The sequence below is a fragment of the Sporomusa sp. KB1 genome (assembly GCF_007830295.1).
Classification (GTDB): Bacteria; Bacillota; Negativicutes; order Sporomusales; family Sporomusaceae; genus Sporomusa.
In genome coordinates, this window is sequence record NZ_VLKC01000002.1 from 387,599 (window position 1) to 406,839 (window position 19,241).

18 protein-coding genes are annotated in these 19,241 nt (G+C 44.9%); 2 read left to right on the forward strand and 16 right to left on the reverse strand.

The features are described from left to right. Positions 1-131: 131 nt before the first annotated feature. Complete coding sequence (locus SALPA_RS05595; protein ID WP_145090762.1) at positions 132-2,045, reverse strand: ABC-F family ATP-binding cassette domain-containing protein; 1,914 nt, start codon at positions 2,043-2,045, stop codon at positions 132-134. A gap of 182 nt (positions 2,046-2,227) precedes the next feature. On the opposite strand from SALPA_RS05595, the gene SALPA_RS05600 reads away from it, so the two are divergent. Further along, positions 2,228-2,818, forward strand: a complete 591-nt coding sequence (locus tag SALPA_RS05600; protein ID WP_145090764.1) for a hypothetical protein — start codon at positions 2,228-2,230, stop codon at positions 2,816-2,818. A 45-nt stretch (positions 2,819-2,863) separates the two neighbouring features. Here the strand turns inward: SALPA_RS05600 and SALPA_RS05605 are convergent, their stop codons facing one another. From SALPA_RS05605 to SALPA_RS05680, 15 genes are all read right to left on the reverse strand, one after another. Next, positions 2,864-3,340 (reverse strand): glycosyltransferase family 2 protein, encoded by a 477-nt coding sequence (locus SALPA_RS05605; RefSeq protein WP_145090768.1) that lies wholly within the window; start codon positions 3,338-3,340, stop codon positions 2,864-2,866. 61 nt (positions 3,341-3,401) lie between these two features. Further along, positions 3,402-4,070, reverse strand: a complete 669-nt coding sequence (locus tag SALPA_RS05610) for a response regulator transcription factor (RefSeq protein WP_145090771.1) — start codon at positions 4,068-4,070, stop codon at positions 3,402-3,404. A 5-nt stretch (positions 4,071-4,075) separates the two neighbouring features. Further along, complete coding sequence (locus SALPA_RS05615; protein ID WP_145090773.1) at positions 4,076-5,515, reverse strand: glucose-6-phosphate isomerase; 1,440 nt, start codon at positions 5,513-5,515, stop codon at positions 4,076-4,078. Positions 5,516-5,547: 32 nt separating this feature from the next. After that, positions 5,548-6,453: a UTP--glucose-1-phosphate uridylyltransferase GalU gene (gene galU, locus SALPA_RS05620; protein WP_145090776.1), complete on the reverse strand. Its 906-nt coding sequence runs from the start codon at positions 6,451-6,453 to the stop codon at positions 5,548-5,550. A 22-nt stretch (positions 6,454-6,475) separates the two neighbouring features. Further along, positions 6,476-7,837, reverse strand: a complete 1,362-nt coding sequence (locus SALPA_RS05625; RefSeq protein ID WP_145090779.1) for a phosphomannomutase — start codon at positions 7,835-7,837, stop codon at positions 6,476-6,478. 377 nt (positions 7,838-8,214) lie between these two features. After that, a complete protein-coding gene (locus SALPA_RS05630) occupies positions 8,215-8,583 on the reverse strand; it encodes a hypothetical protein (RefSeq protein WP_145090782.1) in 369 nt (122 codons plus the stop codon). A gap of 26 nt (positions 8,584-8,609) precedes the next feature. Next, positions 8,610-9,992: a mannose-1-phosphate guanylyltransferase/mannose-6-phosphate isomerase gene (locus tag SALPA_RS05635; protein ID WP_145090785.1), complete on the reverse strand. Its 1,383-nt coding sequence runs from the start codon at positions 9,990-9,992 to the stop codon at positions 8,610-8,612. Between the two features lie 85 nt (positions 9,993-10,077). After that, a complete protein-coding gene (locus tag SALPA_RS05640) occupies positions 10,078-10,512 on the reverse strand; it encodes a VanZ family protein (protein WP_145090788.1) in 435 nt (144 codons plus the stop codon). A 130-nt stretch (positions 10,513-10,642) separates the two neighbouring features. Then, entirely contained in the window at positions 10,643-10,846 is a 204-nt protein-coding gene (locus SALPA_RS05645) for a hypothetical protein (RefSeq protein WP_145090791.1), read from the reverse strand. A 204-nt stretch (positions 10,847-11,050) separates the two neighbouring features. After that, positions 11,051-11,839, reverse strand: a complete 789-nt coding sequence (locus SALPA_RS05650; protein ID WP_145090794.1) for a tyrosine-protein phosphatase — start codon at positions 11,837-11,839, stop codon at positions 11,051-11,053. 21 nt (positions 11,840-11,860) lie between these two features. Continuing rightward, positions 11,861-12,877: an NAD-dependent epimerase/dehydratase family protein gene (locus SALPA_RS05655; RefSeq protein ID WP_145090797.1), complete on the reverse strand. Its 1,017-nt coding sequence runs from the start codon at positions 12,875-12,877 to the stop codon at positions 11,861-11,863. A gap of 5 nt (positions 12,878-12,882) precedes the next feature. Beyond that, the gene (locus SALPA_RS05660; protein ID WP_145090800.1) at positions 12,883-14,199 is read right to left on the reverse strand and encodes a UDP-glucose/GDP-mannose dehydrogenase family protein; all 1,317 of its coding nucleotides are present in this window, start codon (positions 14,197-14,199) and stop codon (positions 12,883-12,885) included. A gap of 248 nt (positions 14,200-14,447) precedes the next feature. Next, on the reverse strand, positions 14,448-15,989 hold the full coding sequence (locus tag SALPA_RS05665) for a capsule assembly Wzi family protein (RefSeq protein ID WP_145090803.1): 1,542 nt from the start codon (positions 15,987-15,989) through the stop codon (positions 14,448-14,450). Between the two features lie 292 nt (positions 15,990-16,281). Further along, positions 16,282-16,362 carry an NAD-dependent epimerase/dehydratase family protein gene (locus SALPA_RS33165; RefSeq protein WP_370516728.1) on the reverse strand — a complete coding sequence of 27 codons (81 nt, stop codon included), beginning with the start codon at positions 16,360-16,362 and terminating at the stop codon, positions 16,282-16,284. Between the two features lie 930 nt (positions 16,363-17,292). Next, the gene (locus SALPA_RS05680) at positions 17,293-18,363 is read right to left on the reverse strand and encodes an acyltransferase (RefSeq protein WP_145090806.1); all 1,071 of its coding nucleotides are present in this window, start codon (positions 18,361-18,363) and stop codon (positions 17,293-17,295) included. A 208-nt stretch (positions 18,364-18,571) separates the two neighbouring features. Between SALPA_RS05680 and istA the strand changes: the two genes are divergently transcribed. Next, on the forward strand, positions 18,572-19,241 hold a 670-nt coding region (gene istA, locus SALPA_RS05685), incomplete at its 3' end, for an IS21 family transposase (protein ID WP_186450925.1).

Genomic DNA, 19,241 nt, shown 5'->3' on the forward strand with positions numbered 1-19,241 from the left:
AAAGACAAAAACCATTTTGGCTCAGTTTAAAAACTAATCCAAAATGGCTTTTATTAACCAGACTACAACTTACAATTAATCCCAAAAATCTCGAATATATACGATGCTGGCTAGGAAAGTAGTGCAGAGTTTTATTCTGTCAACTCCAGCCACGCAGTATACTTCTCATCAAGTTCCGCCTGCCGGGCGGCATATTCGTCAGCTATTTTCCGGCTGAGTTCTGCTTCAGCATGGCTGGCCGGATCATTTAGCCTAACCTCAAGCGTTGCCAGCTCGTGCTCTAGCATGGCAATCTCCTCTTCCAGCTTTTTAGCCAGCTTGGCCGGATCAGGTTTGCGCCAATTTCCGTCTTTACCGTCGGCCTGCATCTGTGCCGATTTTTCCTGTTTATTGTTTTGTTGCTTATGGATAGCCGGTTGACTGGCGGCCTGTGCCGCTGCTTTGGCAGCAGCGGCCTTTTTATCATGGTAATAGCTGTAGTTGCCAGCATACTCAGTCAACTGTCCACCGTCTAACTCAACCATGCGGTTAGCCACTTTGTCAAGAAAATAGCGGTCATGCGACACTGTCAAAAAAGTCCCGGGAAAGTTCATGATAGCTTCTTCCACGGCCTCCCGCGCAGCAATATCGAGATGGTTGGTAGGTTCATCCAGAATGAGAAAATTGGCCCCGGCCAGCATAAGCTTTAACAGTGCCAACCGTGCCTTTTCACCACCGGAGAGATCGCCTACCTGTTTGTATACCTCCTCGCCACGAAATAAAAATGCCCCCAGGTAATGCCGCGTCCGCTCTTCACTAAAAGCAAATTCCCTCATAACCTCATCAAGCACACTATTGCTGTCTGTAAGTGTTTCATGCTCCTGGGCAAAATACCCCAGTCGCACCCGACTCCCCAGCTTGACCTTGCCGTGATTGGCCATGATGTCCCCTGTTAGTAGCTTTAGCAGTGTTGTCTTACCTGCGCCATTCGGCCCAACCAGCGCCACACCATCGCCGCGCCGCACCAACAGCGACACCTTATCAAGCACGGTCTTATCGCCGTAGCCAGCCACAACCTCCCCCAGCTCCGCCACTCGTTCGGCACATTCTGCCGGCGGATTAAAGGTAAAAAAGTCAAACCCTTTCATATCTTCCGGCTGGGCCAGTCGGACTAACCGGCTAAGCTGACTTTGCCGCCCGCGTGCCTGCTTTGACTTAATACCTGCCCGATAGCGGTCAATGTATTCCTCTGTTTTAGCAATAAAAGCCTGCTGCTTACCATACGCCTTTTCCTGTGCAGCCAGCTTTTCCGTCTTTTTCTGCAAATAGTCACTGTAGTTGCCGCTATAATCGGCAATACTGCCATTTTCAATAGCCAATATTCGCTCAGCTACAGTATCAAGGAAATAGCGGTCATGGGATATCACCAGTACAGCCCCGGAATAGCCTGTCAAAAATTCCTCCAGCCATTCCACCATCCCCAAATCAAGATGGTTTGTCGGTTCATCCAAAAACAAAAAATCAGGCTGACGGATAAGCGCCCGCGCCAGACAGATCCGGGTCTTTTGCCCCCCGGAAAATTCATTCGTACGGCGCGTCAATTCTTCAGCGGTAAAGCCCAAACCAAAGGCCACCCGGCGAACAGAATTCTCAACCTCATAGCCGCCGCCCCGCTCAAAGCGCTCCACAGCCTGCGCATACTCCTTCATACATTTTTCAAGCTTGTCCGCATCCTTTTCACTGGCAATAGCGGCTTCCAGCCGACGCATATCCTGCTGCCAGCCCAGCACATCACCAAAAGCGCCTACCAACTCCTCGTAGAGCGTATTGTCACCCAGACCGGTATCTTGTTCCACATAACCGATCCGTTCACCTGGAGTCAAGGCCACATGGCCGCTGTCCGGCTTTTCAAAACCCAGTAAACAGCGCACTAAAGTGGTCTTACCCACACCATTAGGTCCTATTAGGCCGACCTTTTCTCCACGCCGCACTTGAAAATTAATATCTGCAAAAATATTTTGTATACCATAGGCCTTACTTAGGCCGCGAACTTCCAATAAACTCATGTGTTCCCTCCCTGTCTGCCACTACTATTGTACCGATTAACACAGTTAGATACAAGAGTTAGATTGCTGCTCTAACGCTCACCTGTTCCCAGCCAACCCCTCTGTCCCCTTGCCAATAAATTACTTTTCTGTTACTATAGAAATAAAATACAAACATATGTTTGCTAACGGGAGGTATTACCATGAACCCATCTTTACCTGCTCATACACAGATTGCGGCCATTGTACCATGCTATAACACCTCAGGCGACAGTACTACCGTATTCTCTATCGACGGCAGCGCAACCATCCTTGCTTCCCGCGTCCGTGCCGTCATTCAGCGGCTGGCTAAAAGCCGGGCTATTGACCTGGCAGCGTTGCGAAAACATATCCGTAGCCTTACTGAGCGGACAAACTTAGAACCATTGCCTTTGGCCCCTGGGCTTGTTCTCGTCCCAGTTAAAGTTCGGCTGCCCCGGATAGCGGGTGATGTTACTACCGGATATATCAATTTTCACGCTATTGATAACATCTGCGCCAGCACCAAAAAGCCTTTCCAAACAACCATTACCTTATCCGGGAAGACGGAAATTCCGGTACTCTGGACAACCGCCACCGTCAGCCGCCAATTGGCACTGGCTCGTCTGGCCGCCAAAACAGCGCCTACCACCCAGCCACGGTATGCCGGTATACTGCGGGAATCCTTCCCTGGCTATGAGCCAGAGCTATTAAACCTGGCAGTAAAGCTTATCGACATTTTCCATGATATCCTAAGTATCAAACAACACCAGTAGAAAAAAGCGAGATGCTTCGCTAACGCTTGCAATCTCGCATCCTCATTAACTATCACTTCTGACTGCTACATCCCGTTGATTTTGTTTTAGCAGTGCTGACACCACGAGCATAAACTGCTTGCTTTTAAGCCGTCCGGTCAAATCAAGCACATGCACCACCGCCCCCCGGCATAGTGGCAATACCTCAACCACCGGCCGCGATGACCGTGGCGCGCTGACCACCGTCAAGACTGTCATCTCTGCAGCCAGACGCCGTAATATCGTCGGAGTCAAATCATCGGAGCCGCAATCCACCACAATAGCATCATATTCATGGCCGCCTTCTGCCATTTCATTGACTAAGTATCGCAGCAATTCTTCCACTTCATATTCCATATTATAAACAAGAATCACAAAGCTGGCATCAGGCAACTGCACAAATTGTAACGTGGTAAACCAGGTCCATACATCTTTACTAATATACCATAAGCCATATAGGGCCAGTGAAACCAGGATAACACTTGCAGAATATGACAAAAGCATACTATCCTACCCCTTTCGCTTTGGGATAGGATAGTATATGCACGCTACTATATAAGTGCCATCAATCCAGTACTACAATCTTGTTCTTAATGGCATACAACACAGCCTGTGTGCGGTCGACCACACTGATCTTGCGGAAAATATTGGTCAAATGATTCTTTACCGTTTTTTCACTTAAAAATAGTTCCTGCGCAATTTCCTGATTATTCATTCCCCGCCCGATAAGCTTCAACACTTCCACTTCACGGTATGTCAACCGTTCCTCCTTGCTGCTGCGGCGCTCCGGCGGCGCTGCCCTTCGTTCTTCCTGGCGAGACAGCTCGCCAAATAACCGTTTTGTCAGTGTCGGATAGATAAAAGACTGACCCTCATATACCAGGCGAATAGCCTTAACCAGCATGCCTGGCTCAATGTCTTTTAAAATATACCCGTCTGCGCCGGATTTAATGACCTCAAACACGTAGCTTTCATCATCATGTATGGTCAAAATAATAACTTTTACCGGCGTATTGTCAGCCTTGAGGCACTTCGTTACCTCCAACCCATTCATATGCGGCATATTCACATCAAGTAACAGTATATCGGGCTTCAGGCTCTCAATCTTGCTAATGGCTTCTTCACCGTCAGCCGCCTCGCCAATTACCTCCAAGTCAGGTTCTAAAGACAGCACATTCTTAATTCCTTGCCTAAGAAGTGCGTGATCGTCAGCAATAACTATTTTAATTGGCAAAAAGTTCACCTTCTACATTTTTTTAACATCGGCCCCAGCAGTCGCTTATACACTTCAACCCCTGGCTGATTAAACGCATCCACATCAGCCAATTCGCCTTCATAGGCCACCGATAAGGCCAGGAGATATAACAATTCACCCAGATGAAAGTCATTCATCTCCGGCAGCACAAAGGTGGCATTAAAGCGGCCATCAGCACTAAGTGCCGCCGCATTAGCTTTTCTCGCGGCTTCCAGGGCCTGACTAAGCTGTAAACCCGAGATGTCTGACAGCGCAGCCGCTGACGGAAAAGCATCTGGTATCACAGGGTCATTAGCCCACTTAGCTACCTTGACAAATTGCACAATCTTATCCTTTTTTCCATCTTGATGCTGCTGTGTCTGAGCATGCATGTCAGTTGTACCCACAGCAACAATTGGCGTCCGTCCATAGAACACCTCCCGCCCTGAGCGGTCAGTCCGCTTACCTAACGATTCAGCCAATAACTGAATATACCATTCGGCAACTGATTTGAGATAGTCGGCATAAGGCATAAATACTTCAATATCCCGCCCATAGTTAGCAGCCGCCAGGTATTTAAGCACCGCATTAAGCATGGCCGGATTATGCCAGATATCTTCTGTCTTACAGGCCTCATCCATCGCCCTGGCCCCGGCTAAAAAGCCGTCAATATCGAAGCCAATGCAGGCTGCCGTCACCAGTCCGACCTCGGAAAACACACTAAACCGGCCGCCAACCCCCTCAGGGACGCTAAACATCGGCCAGCCCTGCTCACCAGCCAGCTTATGCAGCAAGGTCTCCTGAGTCCCTGTTGCCGGGTCAGTAACAGCAACCACCTGTACCGTAATATCCGGAGCTGCTTGTTTAAGAGCATCGTATACCACCATGAACGTCGACATCGTATCAAGAGTAGAACCTGACTTAGAGATGACGATCAGCATAACACTCTGCGCCTCAGCCTTAATTTGCTCCACAAGTTCCACCGTCCGGCGCGGATCAATATTATTGCCGCTGAAATACAGCTTCGGATACCCCTGTCGCTCCGCACTGCTCTTACTGTTCCAAAACTCACCACAGTGGACATCAAACAACACCTTATTGCCGAGATAGGACCCGCCGATACCGAAAGATAGTACCGCATCCACCTTGTACCGCAGTGACTTACCAAATTCTTTAAGTCTGGCAATTGAAGCCGGAGTGTTTAGCCTGCCGTCCTCTATATATGGCAGTTGACTAAATAATACCTTCTCAGGCGTTCCGTCTTTAGACAAATGGCCGCATATTTCACCAGTTGCCCGCATATGCTCAATCGCCCTGTGAGCAGTATTAATACGCGCAGCGATAGCAGTAACATCTGCTTGTGTTACGAATCCCTGACCATAAAGATTACTATAATCAAAAGAAAACCCTGATGGCAAAGTAACTATTGCTGATTGTCTATCCATGCCGACCTCCCTTAGTCTTATAGTTACCGCTCTTACTTCGTCGCCGCAGAATCTTTCCCTAACTGACCCGCCGTTTTCAACAAATAGCGCAAAAATTGTTCCCTAAGTTCAGGACGTTTTAAGGCGTACTCCACTGTCGCCTCCAGATACCCTTGCTTATCACCAATATCATAGCGGCGCCCCTCAAAATTATAGGCATATACCGGTTTAAAAGCAGCCAAGCGGCGCAGTGCATCTGTCAGCTGGATCTCGCCGCCCCGCCCTGGCGGTGTATCTTCCAGAAGATAAAAAATTTCCGGTTCAATCACATACCGGCCCAACACAGCAAGCTGGGACGGCGCTTCCTCAATTGTTGGCTTTTCCACCAAGTCAACAGCCCGCCACAAATTAGCCTTCACCGGCTCCGGCTTGACAATACCATAGCTTGACACCTTTTCCTTAGGCACTTCCTGCACCCCAAGAATAGTTCCCTGACAGTCGTCATAAGCATCCATCAACTGCCTAAGACAAGGCACATTGGCATCAATAATATCATCGCCAAGCAGCACAGCAAATGGCTCATTGCCAACAAACTGCTTAGCACACAACACGGCATGCCCCAGCCCTTTGGCTTCTTTCTGGCGCACATAGTGAATCGTGACCTCCGCTAGCTCCTCCACCAGCCCCAGAAGCTCGTATTTGCCCTGGGCCTTAAGCGTTATCTCCAGCTCAATCGCCCGGTCAAAATGGTCCTCAATCGCCCGTTTGTTCCGGCCGGTAATAATGAGGATTTCCTCAATACCAGACTGAATGGCCTCCTCAATAATAAACTGAATAGCAGGTTTATCCACAATTGGCAGCATCTCTTTAGGCTGTGCCTTGGTAGCCGGTAAAAACCGGGTCCCCAGACCAGCCGCAGGAATAATCGCCTTTTTTATTTTGGGATGAGTTTTAGACATATACTCAGTCCTTTCTTTTAATCTACCCCTGAATCAGCGCCAGCAATTCCTTGGTCTTCTCTTCCATCAGCTTGACATCACACCTCGACTCCACATTAAGCCTGAGCACAGGCTCAGTATTCGACATCCTCACATTAAACCGCCACTTGTCATACTCCATACTTAGTCCGTCAACGCGTTCAATCTTCAGTGCCCCTGGCGTATACTTTTCCTCAATCTGTTGAATAACAGCCTTGGCATCAACTACCGTGCTATTAATTTCGCCACTTACCGGATAGCAAGCCACTCTTTCCCGCATCAGCACTGACAAGGGCTTACCCTCGCGGCAGAGAATTTCCAGCACTAAGAGCCAGGGAATCATGCCACTGTCGCAATAAGAAAAGTCCTTGAAATAATGATGGGCTGACATCTCCCCGCCATATACAGCATCTTCCTTACGCATCCGCTCTTTGATAAAAGCATGACCGCTTTTGGACAACACTGGAATCCCGCCTGCTTTCTCCACAAGTTCAATCGTGTTCCAAGTAAGACGTGGGTCATAAATAATTTTGGACCCAGGCTGGCGCTGCAGAAAAGCCTGTGCCAAAAAGCCGACAAGATAATACCCTTCAATAAAGTCCCCTTTTTCATCAAACAAAAAGCACCGGTCAAAATCTCCGTCCCAGGCAATACCAACATCAGCGCCATTCTCACGCACCACCTTGGCAGTCACTTCGCGGTTCTCTATCAGCAAAGGATTAGGCACCCCATTAGGAAAATTACCATCAGGCTGGTGGTTGACTTTGATGAACTCAAACGGCAGGTATGGCTCAAGCGCATCAATCACGGCCCCAGCGCCACCATTACCGGCATTTACAACCACCTTTAGCGGCTTAAGTGCAGCCTTGTCCACATAGGTGAGTAAGTGCTCGATATAATCTTTGAGAATATCTACATAAGTGACCGTCCCAGGAATAATATCCCCGTTAACAGGCGCGAATGCACCAGTAACCACCTGTTCCTCAAGCTCCTTAAGACCAGTATCACTGCTGATCGGCCTGGACTCTGCCCGCACCAGCTTCATGCCATTATAGTCCTTAGGATTATGACTGGCTGTAATCATAATACCGCCGTCCAGCTTTAAATGTGCAGTAGCAAAATATATCTGCTCTGTCCCGCACAAGCCGATATCAACAACATCACACCCCATTTCTGTAAGCCCTTTAATTAATGCGCTTTTAAAAGCAGGACCTGACAATCGAATATCATTACCAACAGCCACTTTTCTGACCTCAAATATATCTACAAAGGCACGTCCAATGCGGTACGCTATTGCCTCATTCAGTTCCTCCGGAACCTTCCCGCGAATATCATACGCTTTAAAAGCAGCCCGTTTAATTTCCATTGTGACCCCGCCCTTTCTTTTTCTCAACCATATACTATATACTACACCAAATAAAAATATTCCTGTACAGCCTAGCTGCCAGGAATATTTTTTAGCGTTTCAAGCTGAAATTGTGTGCCTGAATTCCTCATTCACAGCCAGCCTCGCTCAAAAAACCATCCTCTTCCTCCAGAGCCTGTTCTGTTAATTCTGTCGCTGTCATTTTCCAGTTTTTCACCAGCTAACCACTTCAGCAGCAACTGTGCCACTTGCCGCATCACCTCAGCAAACCACCAGACTGGCGGACGATCCAGATTTTATCGAAGTGTCGGAACCCATTTATACCTATATAAGTAGAAAAAATCCATTGATATTGATAATGCCTAGCACCAAATATATTAGATTGCCCGCTTTAATCCTTGAATTTCCGCTTCCTGATGAGTCGTACGCACCGCTAATACATCAAGCATATCTCCATGATGTTCTTGTGTTGTCTCTATTTTGTCCACCTTTTCACCAAGTACATTAACCACCGTAACAATATCGGCAAAACCCTTCTCCAGCTTAGCATCAAGATCGGCTATCTCCTGCTTTAAGTCAACAACATCTTGTTTTAGCCCGCTAACATCCTGTTGCAGTCCAGCAACATCCTCTTTCAGTCCGCTGACATCCTGACGCAGTTCCTCGGTAACCGCATTATTATGGCCTACCATTTGAATAAGCTGGGCCATCATTTTTTCCATACGGTCAAGACGTTCCTCACTCACTGGCAACCTCCTTGCTGCACTTATATTTACGCCCGCCCATACACATCGTCAAAACGCACAATATCATCCTCCTCAAGATAACTGCCGTTTTGCACCTCAATGATCTCCAGCGGTATCCTCCCTGGATTCTCCAGTCGATGCTTGGTAGATGGCGGAATATAGACACTCTCATTGACATGCACCATCTGCTCCTGTTCACCAATCGTAACCTTGGCTGTGCCACCGATGACAATCCAATGCTCACTGCGATGATAATGTAGTTGCAGACTGAGCTGCTGACCAGGCGCTACCATAATTTTTTTCATCTTGTAGCCAGTGCCCTCGCCCAAGACCGTATAGCTGCCCCAGGGCCGGTACATGGTCGTGTGCTCATCCACCTCGCGCCGCCCGCGAGCCTTAAGCTCGGCAACCACATCCTTGACCTTTTGCGATTCACCCCGTTTGGCAACCACAATAACATCATCGGTCTCAACAACCAGCACATCCTCTAAGCCAATGCCCGCAATTAAGCGGTTACGCCCTAGCATAAGTGTATTTGAGCAATTGATCGGCAGACAGTCGCCTTGAAGAGCATTGCCGGAATGGTCCTTTTCTAACACATCATAGATGGCATCCCAAGAACCAATGTCATTCCAATTGGCAGTTAGTGGCACCATCACCACCTGCAACGATTTTTCAGCTACCGCGTAGTCAATAGAAATACTAGGCATACTGTCGAAATTCCTGATGACTTCCACCAATGGGGCTGACACCAGCTGATAAATCTCCGGCACATGCTCACGAAACTCTTCCATGATATGACCGGTAGTAAAGGCAAACATACCCGAGTTCCAATAATAATTACCTGCGGCCAGATATTGCTTGGCCGTTTCTTTGTCAGGCTTCTCCCGGAAAGAGTCTACCTGGTACGCAGTGCCAAGAGATTTACCTGCCTGAATATAACCATATCCGGTCTCTGGCTTATTAGGCTTAATGCCCAGGGTAACCACCTTATCCTGCGCCGCCAGTTCAACAGCCTGCCGTACATTTTTGATGAAAATATCAACAGGCTGAATAATATGGTCAGCAGGCGTAATAAATAGTACTTCCTCTGCAACAGCGCCCAGCTCGTCCTGACAAAACCGCGCCGCTAACGCTATCGCCGGGGCCGTATTACGGGCAACCGGTTCAAGCAGGATATGCGCGCTGCTTGCGCCACAAGTAGCCAGCTCAGTCTTGACATGGTGAGTATATTCTTTATTAGTTACGACAACAATGTCTGACGGTTTCAGCAAAGGCAGAAAGCGCTTGACAGTTTGCGTTAACAATGAGTCAGAATCCCCGAGTTTTAGAAATTGCTTCGGCATACAGGTGCGAGATAATGGAAACAAGCGTGTGCCACCGCCGCCAGCAAGAATAATAAGTTTCATATGCACTCCGTCTCCCTTGTGCTCCTATTGATTATACGTTTTCTAGCAGTGTGCTTAGCAAGACATATCCTTATTATACCATAAATTAGGTCTTTTCCCTTCTTATTATGGCAAATAGAATAAACACCATGGCAGCGGCAGCATCCAATACCACATCACCAAAACGACTGCTGCGCCCAATCGTGAACCCTTGATGAATTTCGTCAGCCAGTGCAAGTAAGGTTATCGCCATAGCGGCTTTAGCCACCGACCTATTCATGGCGAGATATAACGCCATTCCAAGAAAACCAAATAAAAATATATGGCCCAGCTTATGAAGAATATAATCAGGGTGAGGACTAATACTATAGGAAAAAAAGCCGCTGGAACCCCATTTTATCGAGTATTGTATAACCCAAGCATATAATTCAGGCGGCAAAATTTTTTCAAAAAATACCAGATTGGGGATATCAGACAATACCGAAATAACTGCCATCAGACCAAAAGCAAGGTACCAGTAATAACTATTAACCTTTTTCAAACTTCTTACAATCTCCTTTTTTGCGACTCACCAAATGCATATCTCTACATTTATAATATCATCCAGAATCATATTGATGCAACTAAACTAGAAAAGGTCCTACCTGCAATAGAGGTAGAACCTTAACCATTTATGGGGTTCGGCTAAGACACTTGCTAGCAAAAGCAATATATTCTTGCATAGCCTCTGTGATACTTTGATACTGTTCGTGAGACAGTCCAGCAATAATACTGGTACCTACCGCTTCCCGATAGATTTCATCAATTTGATAAGAACGATACCCTAAATCTGATAGCTGCTTTTCCAAAGACGCAATCCGCTCTAAGTCGCTCAATATACTTCCCACCTTACCAGACACATTTTATCGCACTCCTACGCAACCAGTTCCTAAATTCAATTAAATACCTTTATTTCCATTATATGGTATTCACGTGTTATAGTCAATAAATAGTTTTTCTGGTAGATGCGTGGGCAAGAATCTTCCTGGAAAAGAACGGATATTGTAACCTATATTGTCTTTGTGAGCGGCCATCGGGTTTTACATTCCTATCTTATTAAGCAACTTTTGAAAAATACCAGCCTTTTTATGTGGTTGCTGTATTTCAAAAATTTCTACATCCTGACTATCAATAATTTTTTGGGAATTGCTTGTTAACACTTGCCGGGCCTTCTCTAAGCCAATTAAGGCGACAATTTTTTCAGCCGCTTTGGTTAAATCCGGATTACGGTGCCTATCACTGTGGGCATCAGAACCAATACAATGGACCATGTTCCTGCTAAGCAGCAGTTCTGTCATTTTCATGGGTCTTTCACCCATACGCCCGATAATACTGGCTCCATTTACCTGTGTTAAAACGCCCCTTCGTATCCATTCCACAATAATTTCCGGGTCCTTGGCCAGCACCGGATGACGCTCAGGGTGAGCCAAAATCGGCGTTATGCCACGAGCCTGCAGGCTGAAGAAAAAGTCTTCAGTAAAACCGGGTATCTCCATTGCCGGTAATTCCACCAGCATATAACGACCACTATTTATACAATAGGGCCCTGGCCCTTTAACAAGATCTAAGATATCCCGGTGAATTGCAACTTCACCACCTGGATAGATAGGAATCTCCAAGCCAAACTTGCGGCCCTCCTGTTTTAGTAAATGACAGCTTTCGACAATCTGTTCCCAAGCCGGGAACTGTTCCCCTTCAATTACATGAGGAGTTGCTACAATCGCCTTGGTATTATTTTTTTGGGCAATAGCCAACATTTTAATTGATGTTTCCAAGTCTTTTGCACCATCGTCAATAGTAGGCAACAGGTGGCAATGTAAGTCCAGCATTTATACGATCTCCTTATAACCCTATTTCATCTTATAATAGTCACAATACCAATCGGCAAACCTTTGTAACCCATCTTCTATTGATGTGTGAGGCTTAAACCCTACCGCCTGCTGCAACAAATCAGTGGCGGCATAGGTAGCAGGTACATCACCTTGTTTGATAGGCTCAAATATCTTTTCAAATACTACCTTCCTGCCGACAGCCTTGCTTAAACATTTCTCCAGCGTTTCAATAAATACCATCAGCTTCTCAGGGCTACTGTTGCCGATATTAAACACTTGGTGAGGAGCCGTAGTAACCCCAACAGGACAATTACCAAGAAGTCTCTCAATCCCCTCCACGATATCATCAATATACGTGAAGTCGCGATAGAGGTCGTGGGCAAAATCTCCGTTGTTAAAGATCTTAATTGGCTCCCCTGAAAAATACTTCCGAGTGAACCCAAAATACGCCATATCCGGACGGCCCATAGGGCCATACACTGTGAAAAATCGCAGTCCTGTAGCCGGAATAGCATAGAGATGACTGTAGGTATAAGCCATCAATTCATTTGACTTTTTCGTAGCAGCATAGAGAGAGACAGGCTTGTCCACAAAATCCGCTTCAGAGAACGGCACTTTTTTATTTGCGCCATATACAGAGCTGGAGGATGCATAGATGAGGTGGTCTACCGGATTATACCTACAGGCTTCAAGGATGTTATAAAAGCCGATAATATTGCTTTGGATATACACATCCGGATTCTCGATTGAATACCGTACACCAGCTTGAGCGGCAAGATTAACTACAATTTTTGGCTTGTACTCTTCAAAAGTCTTAGTAATTATATCCTTGTCTGAAATATCACCCTTGATGAAAGTAAACTTCTCAAAGGGTGTAAGCTGTTTCAGACGAGCATACTTAAGATTAATATCATAGTAGTCATTTATATTGTCAATACCTATCACCCGGCAGCCATGCTCCAGTAGTTTTCTGGATAAAAAGTAGCCGATGAATCCTGCCGCACCGGTAACAAGGTACGTTCTGGTAGTATCCACTTCAGCTACTTCCTCCCGATGGAGTAATATTCTACCCCTGCTGCTTTCATTTCATTTATTTGATAGATATTTCTGCCATCATAGACCAACGGAGTTCGCATAAGGTTCCTATATTCCTCTGGCTTCACAGCCTTTATCTCGCCCCACTCTGTAAAGATAAAACAAACATTAGCCTCTTTCAGGGCTTCTGCCACATTCTCAACGTATTTTATACTTCCCCTGCCATTGTCCCCTTCTGGAAACTTTCTTTTGAAATTTTCAGCACCAACAGGGTCATACGCATAAAGTTTGGCCCCCTGCGCTAATAATAAAGGTACATTGGCAAGTGCTGGTGCTTCTCGCAGATCATCAGTTCCAGGCTTGAAGGTCAGTCCAAGAATTGCAACTTTCAAACCATTAAATGTAATGAGTCTTTGATTGGCCTTCTTATATAGTACCGTTTTCTGCTCAGTATTCACATCAATAGCAGCCTTAACTGTTTTCAGTTCATAGCCGTTCTGCCTTGCCAGATACTCCAGCGCTTTTGTATCTTTAGGAAAGCAAGAACCGCCATAACCAATACCCGCATTTAAAAATTTATTGCCAATGCGTTCATCATAACTCATACCTTTAGCGACATCCTGAATATCTGCTCCTACCAGTTCACAGAGGTTAGCGATGTCGTTCATATAAGAAATCTTAAGTGCAAGGAAATCGTTAGCAGCGTATTTTATCATCTCCGCCGACCTTCTGCTCACAGCTACTATGGGCAGATTGAAGGGCTCATATATCTTCATGAGCATTTCTTCCGCCCATTTACTTTCCGTTCCGATGATAATTCTTGCAGCCTGCAGTGTGTCATACACTGCCGTGCCTTGCGCTAAAAACTCAGGATTAGAGGCGACTTCGACTTTTACATTATTTAGTAAGAAGTCCTTAATAAACTGCTCTACTTTGTCATTTGTTCCGACAGGAACTGTAGATTTTACTACAACCAGGCAATCCTTTTCAATTGTTTCCGCAATCTGCCTGGCCACTGTCGCTATATGGGAAAGATTAGCAGAACCATCAGCTTGCTCAGGAGTTCCCACACCGATAAAGATCGCGTCTGCATCTTTGTAGGCTGAAACATAATCTGTAGTATACGCGAGTCTACCGGCTGCATAATTTTGTTGCATCAACTCTTCGAGCCCAGCCTCATAAATAGGAGAAATACCTTGCTTCATTGTTGCTATTTTATTCTCATCAATATCAACGCAAGTGACTTGATGACCGATTTCGGCAAAACAAACGCCTGCAACTAAGCCGACATAACCGGTTCCTGCTACTGCTATTTTATACATAAATACCTTCCTTCACAGTTATAGCAATTTCTAATATCCCAGAAGCAGCACCTTGTCCGTTGCTGCCCTGCGGCCACAATATCAATTCGTGTTCCCACCCTATTATATCATACTGCCAACAATACGAAACAGTAGCAACTGCATAGTAATTTAAGTCATTATAATGGCAGTTATGCTAAAGGCTGACCTAAAATAATTTAGGCCAGCCCATTTTTAATCATCTCATCAGTTTTTACTTGTACACCTAACTAATATAGCCAGCGCACACTAACTCCGGCAAAATGATTCGTTTCATTATTGCCACTGGTAAAATTAGCATTACTTATCCTGGCTATACCCACTTGACTTTCCAGGAATACATTCTCCCGCAATTTGGTTTGATATTGCAACCAACCAGATTTTATTGTCTGTTGAACTAAGGCACTCCTGTCCATCGCGGTGTAATTGGCATTTAATGATATCTTACTATCTTTATTTAAATAATGGCCTAATTGCACATAATATTGGCTGGAATCATGCCCCATCGGATCGCCGATAATATTGTCTTTATAAACATACCCATTGGTATAAAGCCCGTGTGTATACCACACATTACTGGTATGAGCATATTCTGCCTTCATATCCCAGTCGCCATCTTTATTGAGCCGGGGAATATATACCCCTACCCGTTCAGCTACTTTTGACGGTAAATAATTGGCTTGATCTTCACCATAGAGCTCACCATAAATCTGAGTGCCATTCCATCTGGGCAACCGCACCTTAAAGTCCATCCCGGCAATAGTATTCCATTTATCATCTGCGGGATCATCATTGCGGCCAGAGACCCAATCCCAATAATCGCTGCTATTCAAACCTTTGCCTTCACCGCCGACCATCGAAGCAAACGATAGTCCAAAAGTAAAGTTCTGCTGCGGAGTAAACGTTCCCCTCATAGCCACAAACGAAGGGCTGTCCACCTCATTAGCGCTCAAATTCGTCCGGTTGCTCTCCAGTTCGCTATACATAGCAGTAAAATTCATGTCACCAAGAAAACGGAAAAACCCTTTACTGGTATATGGTTCAAGATTGGAAAGCTTTATTGAAGTCAGCGGCGTCATGTTATTGCCAAGAATTAACGAGCCGGTTGCGCCATGCCCCCAAAAAACCGGGTCTTTACCTAGCTGGATTGCCATACCATTTATTCTTGTTTTAATATACCCGCTGGTCAAAGCAGCATCGCCCTGCTGATCATCATCATAGCTAAAGCGTGGTTCCAAAGCAACAGCCACATCCGGTCCGAGCTTGCCGATCAACTGGGCCGAAGCAATCAGGTTGCCATCCTGTCCATAACGATAACCATTATTATTGCCATTCAGTGGCTGATAAGTAGCCCGGGGACCAATGTCATTCTTGCGGTACTGCACCGAATTGCCGTCGTAGACACCCATTTCCAGCCGGATTTCTTTTAATTGAAAGGATAAATCAGCCTGTTCACCAGATAAAACCTTCAATTCAGCTGCTAACTCTTGTTCCAGTTCGCTTTTCATACCGGCTAAATACTGTGGCAAGGGCCGGTTTTGGGCCTCAGCCTGGATTTCTGCCAACCACTGCGCCATCTGCATTCTGGTATAAGGCTTGGTTCCGTTTGGCATTGATGTTAGATAACCCATTCCATCAAATTTCTCAATATAACCATACAGTGGACTGGACAACGGTACGTTAGGTGATACAAAATCAGACGGCGCAGCTTGAGCACCGGCAGTCAAGGCCGTAATCAGCAATCCTGCGGCTAAACATCTTTTCCATGACATAATTAAATCCCCTCCATGAGAATCATTATAACAAATCAACTCAAAATCTGATACACAAAAACAATAAATAAATCCTGTTTAACCAAATAATGGGGTTTACATTGGGCTAGCAAACGGAAACTCAGCCAGCATAATACACTTCATATCGGCTTATTTGTACCCGTTAGGGTGTTTTCTATGCCACTCCCAGGCACTGCTAATTATTGATTTTAAGTCACTTTTCACGGGTTTCCACCCAAGCTCTTTTTTTATCTTCTCTGCAGAAGCAACCAAAACTGCCGGGTCTCCTGGCCTACTCCTTACCTTCTGCCTTTAGTGCATGCACGGTATGGGACCCAATATACCCCGCACCGCCAGTAACCATAATTTTCATCAGAAACACCCCTAAGTCAATTAGTCTTTATAATTAAATTTCACTTTAACTTCTAGGACTCAAAAATGTCTCCCATCGCTTCCTGTTTGACACAGAGATATATCCCATACGATAAGCGATCTTTTCCGGACAAGCTACCATTAATCCCTGGCGCTCCTGGATAGGGTTTCTACCTCTGTGTGTAGAATATGTTTCTCTTTCAAGGTCAATGTTGTGTTACCGCCTTCCCTCTGCAGGCATTACCCTGCTTCCTCGGTAGTATGCAGTAATCTGACTCCCTAGCGCTTTCGGCCTTCTCACTTTATTATCGCTTGGTGGCCTTACTTCCTCTGCGTAAAGAGCTGCTAGGGTCTCCCACGTTGACGCATCATAACTATGTGTAGCATGCCAAGGTCACCGACCCCGGGGAAGTCACGGTATTCTTGCATAGCGAATATCTTGATGTTGTTTTCTACTCGGTTTACAGTATCAACCTTCCCGATTGGGATTTCGAGGCTCTATCCCTTCAGCTTTCGCTTTCGGCCTACTACCTTGCGGTCTACGCTTAACGACATAGGTTACCCTATGCCGCCCAAGACTCGCTATGAGTGATTTGCTAGATCTTTCTCAGTGGGGGATTCCCACCCACTATATGATGCGCCCCTGCGTGGCGCACGAACCGTCCCCAGTGACATTCAAAATTGGTGCCTGCCGGGAGGTGCCAATTTTTAGACCGTTATGAGGCAAAAATACCGGGTAGATTTTGGCATACGTTGCGAGCATGGCAAGGACAAAAACGGAGAGCAACTACAGATAAACGTTTCCGAAAGCTGTATAAATTTTTTTGTGTTAAATTATTTAGTTACATAAATAAAATTTACACCTTTCCTCGGACTTTTCGAAGTCCGGGGATTGCTTTTTTTTACAAAAAAGCTGCCACACTAATATTTCTTAGTGCGACAGCCCCTTTATATTAGCAATAATAGATTTAGATGTTATATTGTAAAACCATAAGCCAATAAGAATACAAATAGTCTCATTGAGTATTAAGTTAATAAAAGCAAGCAAAAATTCTGTTGCTGAATCAAGGCCAAAGGCAAAGTATACAAATAGTCCTGGACCAAATGATGAGCATATTATAGAAAAATAAAACATTTGAACTAAAAAAATATGATAAGAGGCTTTGCCAAGCTTTATAATAAATTTATTTAATGAGTTGTTTGATACTGTTTTAGGCAAACATGTAATACCAACTAAAACCAGTAATGCTGGGTAAAAAAACGATAAAATATTTTGTGTATGCTGATTAGGTAAAAAATGTGGAATGGCATAATAACCAAATGTATTAATTAGTAAGTAAATTATACTAAAAATACTACCGATTAGTACAGGGATGTTTGACTTTGATGATAAATGATAATCGTTTGAAATCCACATACCCAATGAAATGGCAAATAAAAACCTTAAAGCCGAAGCGTTATAAAGATATACATACTTTGAAAGTATGTATGGAGATATTAATTCAAAAGCAATATTCACTATAAAGCATATTAATAAAAAGAATTTTGGTTTACGGAGATAGCATAAGTATAATACAGGAAATATAAATACTAGCTCAATCATAATTGTAAAAAAGTAATTTCCGGGTCCTGGAATTGGTAAAAGTCCAATTAAACTATATACGTTAAATATAAAACCTGTATGACCAGAATAAAAATACTGAGATATCCCCAATAATAATGAGCACAAATATATAATGGAGAAAGGCATAACTAACCTATTAATGTTCTTTAAAAAATAAGCTTTTGTATATGCATCACTCAATGTATGCAAGCCCTTGTTTTTAAATGAAAGGCACCAGTTAAAGCCTGCTATTACAAGGAACACAGGTACGGCTTGTACAATAAAAAATAGATATACGCTAGTGGGTATATTCTCAGATCGTATGGTATGCATTAAAATAACAAATATAATAGCAAAGGCTTTTAAAAAATCAATTTGTGGCAAATAATTTGACTTCATTTCTATACTCCTCTTCTACTTGATCGAATTGTCCACGATTCCTATACCATCTGATTGATGGCAATGATTCCATGCGCTAGCGTGTGAATGATATTCTAGAAGTGAGCCAAAGTGGCTCAAAATGACAATGTCAAAATGAGCCACCCCGACCCCATTAAAATCCTGTATGCTAGAGTTGCTGAGACAAAAGCGACAGGAGGTTTTAGAGGTGATCGAGGTGGATCAATACCAGTTTATCAGACATGCCTACGCAGTTGAAGGGCTTTCGCAAAGAGAAATTGCCAGAAGGCTTGGTATTTCTAGAAATACTGTAAAAAAGTACGTTGAAGGAGAGGTCATGCCATTGACCGTCAAAACCCCTCAGCGTGGTTTTCCAGTAATCGGGCCGGTCAAAGATATCATTAATGGCTATCTTGAAGAAGACCGGCAAAATAATCTGCCCAAGCAGCGACACACCGCCAAACGAATTTATGATCGTTTATGCAAAGAACATGGTTTTACCGGTGGATACTCCACCATTCGTCAATTCGTCCATCAGCTAAAGCAGACAACAAAGGTACATATCCCCCTTGAATTTGATCCAGGCGAAGCAGCCCAGGTAGATTGGGGAACGGCTATCGCGTATATAAAAGGCCAACGTACCGTAGTCCAACTCTTTTGCATGCGCCTCTGTCATAGTGCGGCCATTTTTGTAGCAGCCTTCCCAACTCAACGTTATGAGTCTTTTCTCATGGGCCATCGNAAGGCATTCGAATTTTTCGGCGGCGTGCCCCGACGTCTAATCTATGACAACGTAAAGACTGCAGTAAAGGAAGGCTGGGGCAGACACGTTACCCAGGAGCAATTGCCCTTTCAATATCTCAAAGCTCATTATGCCT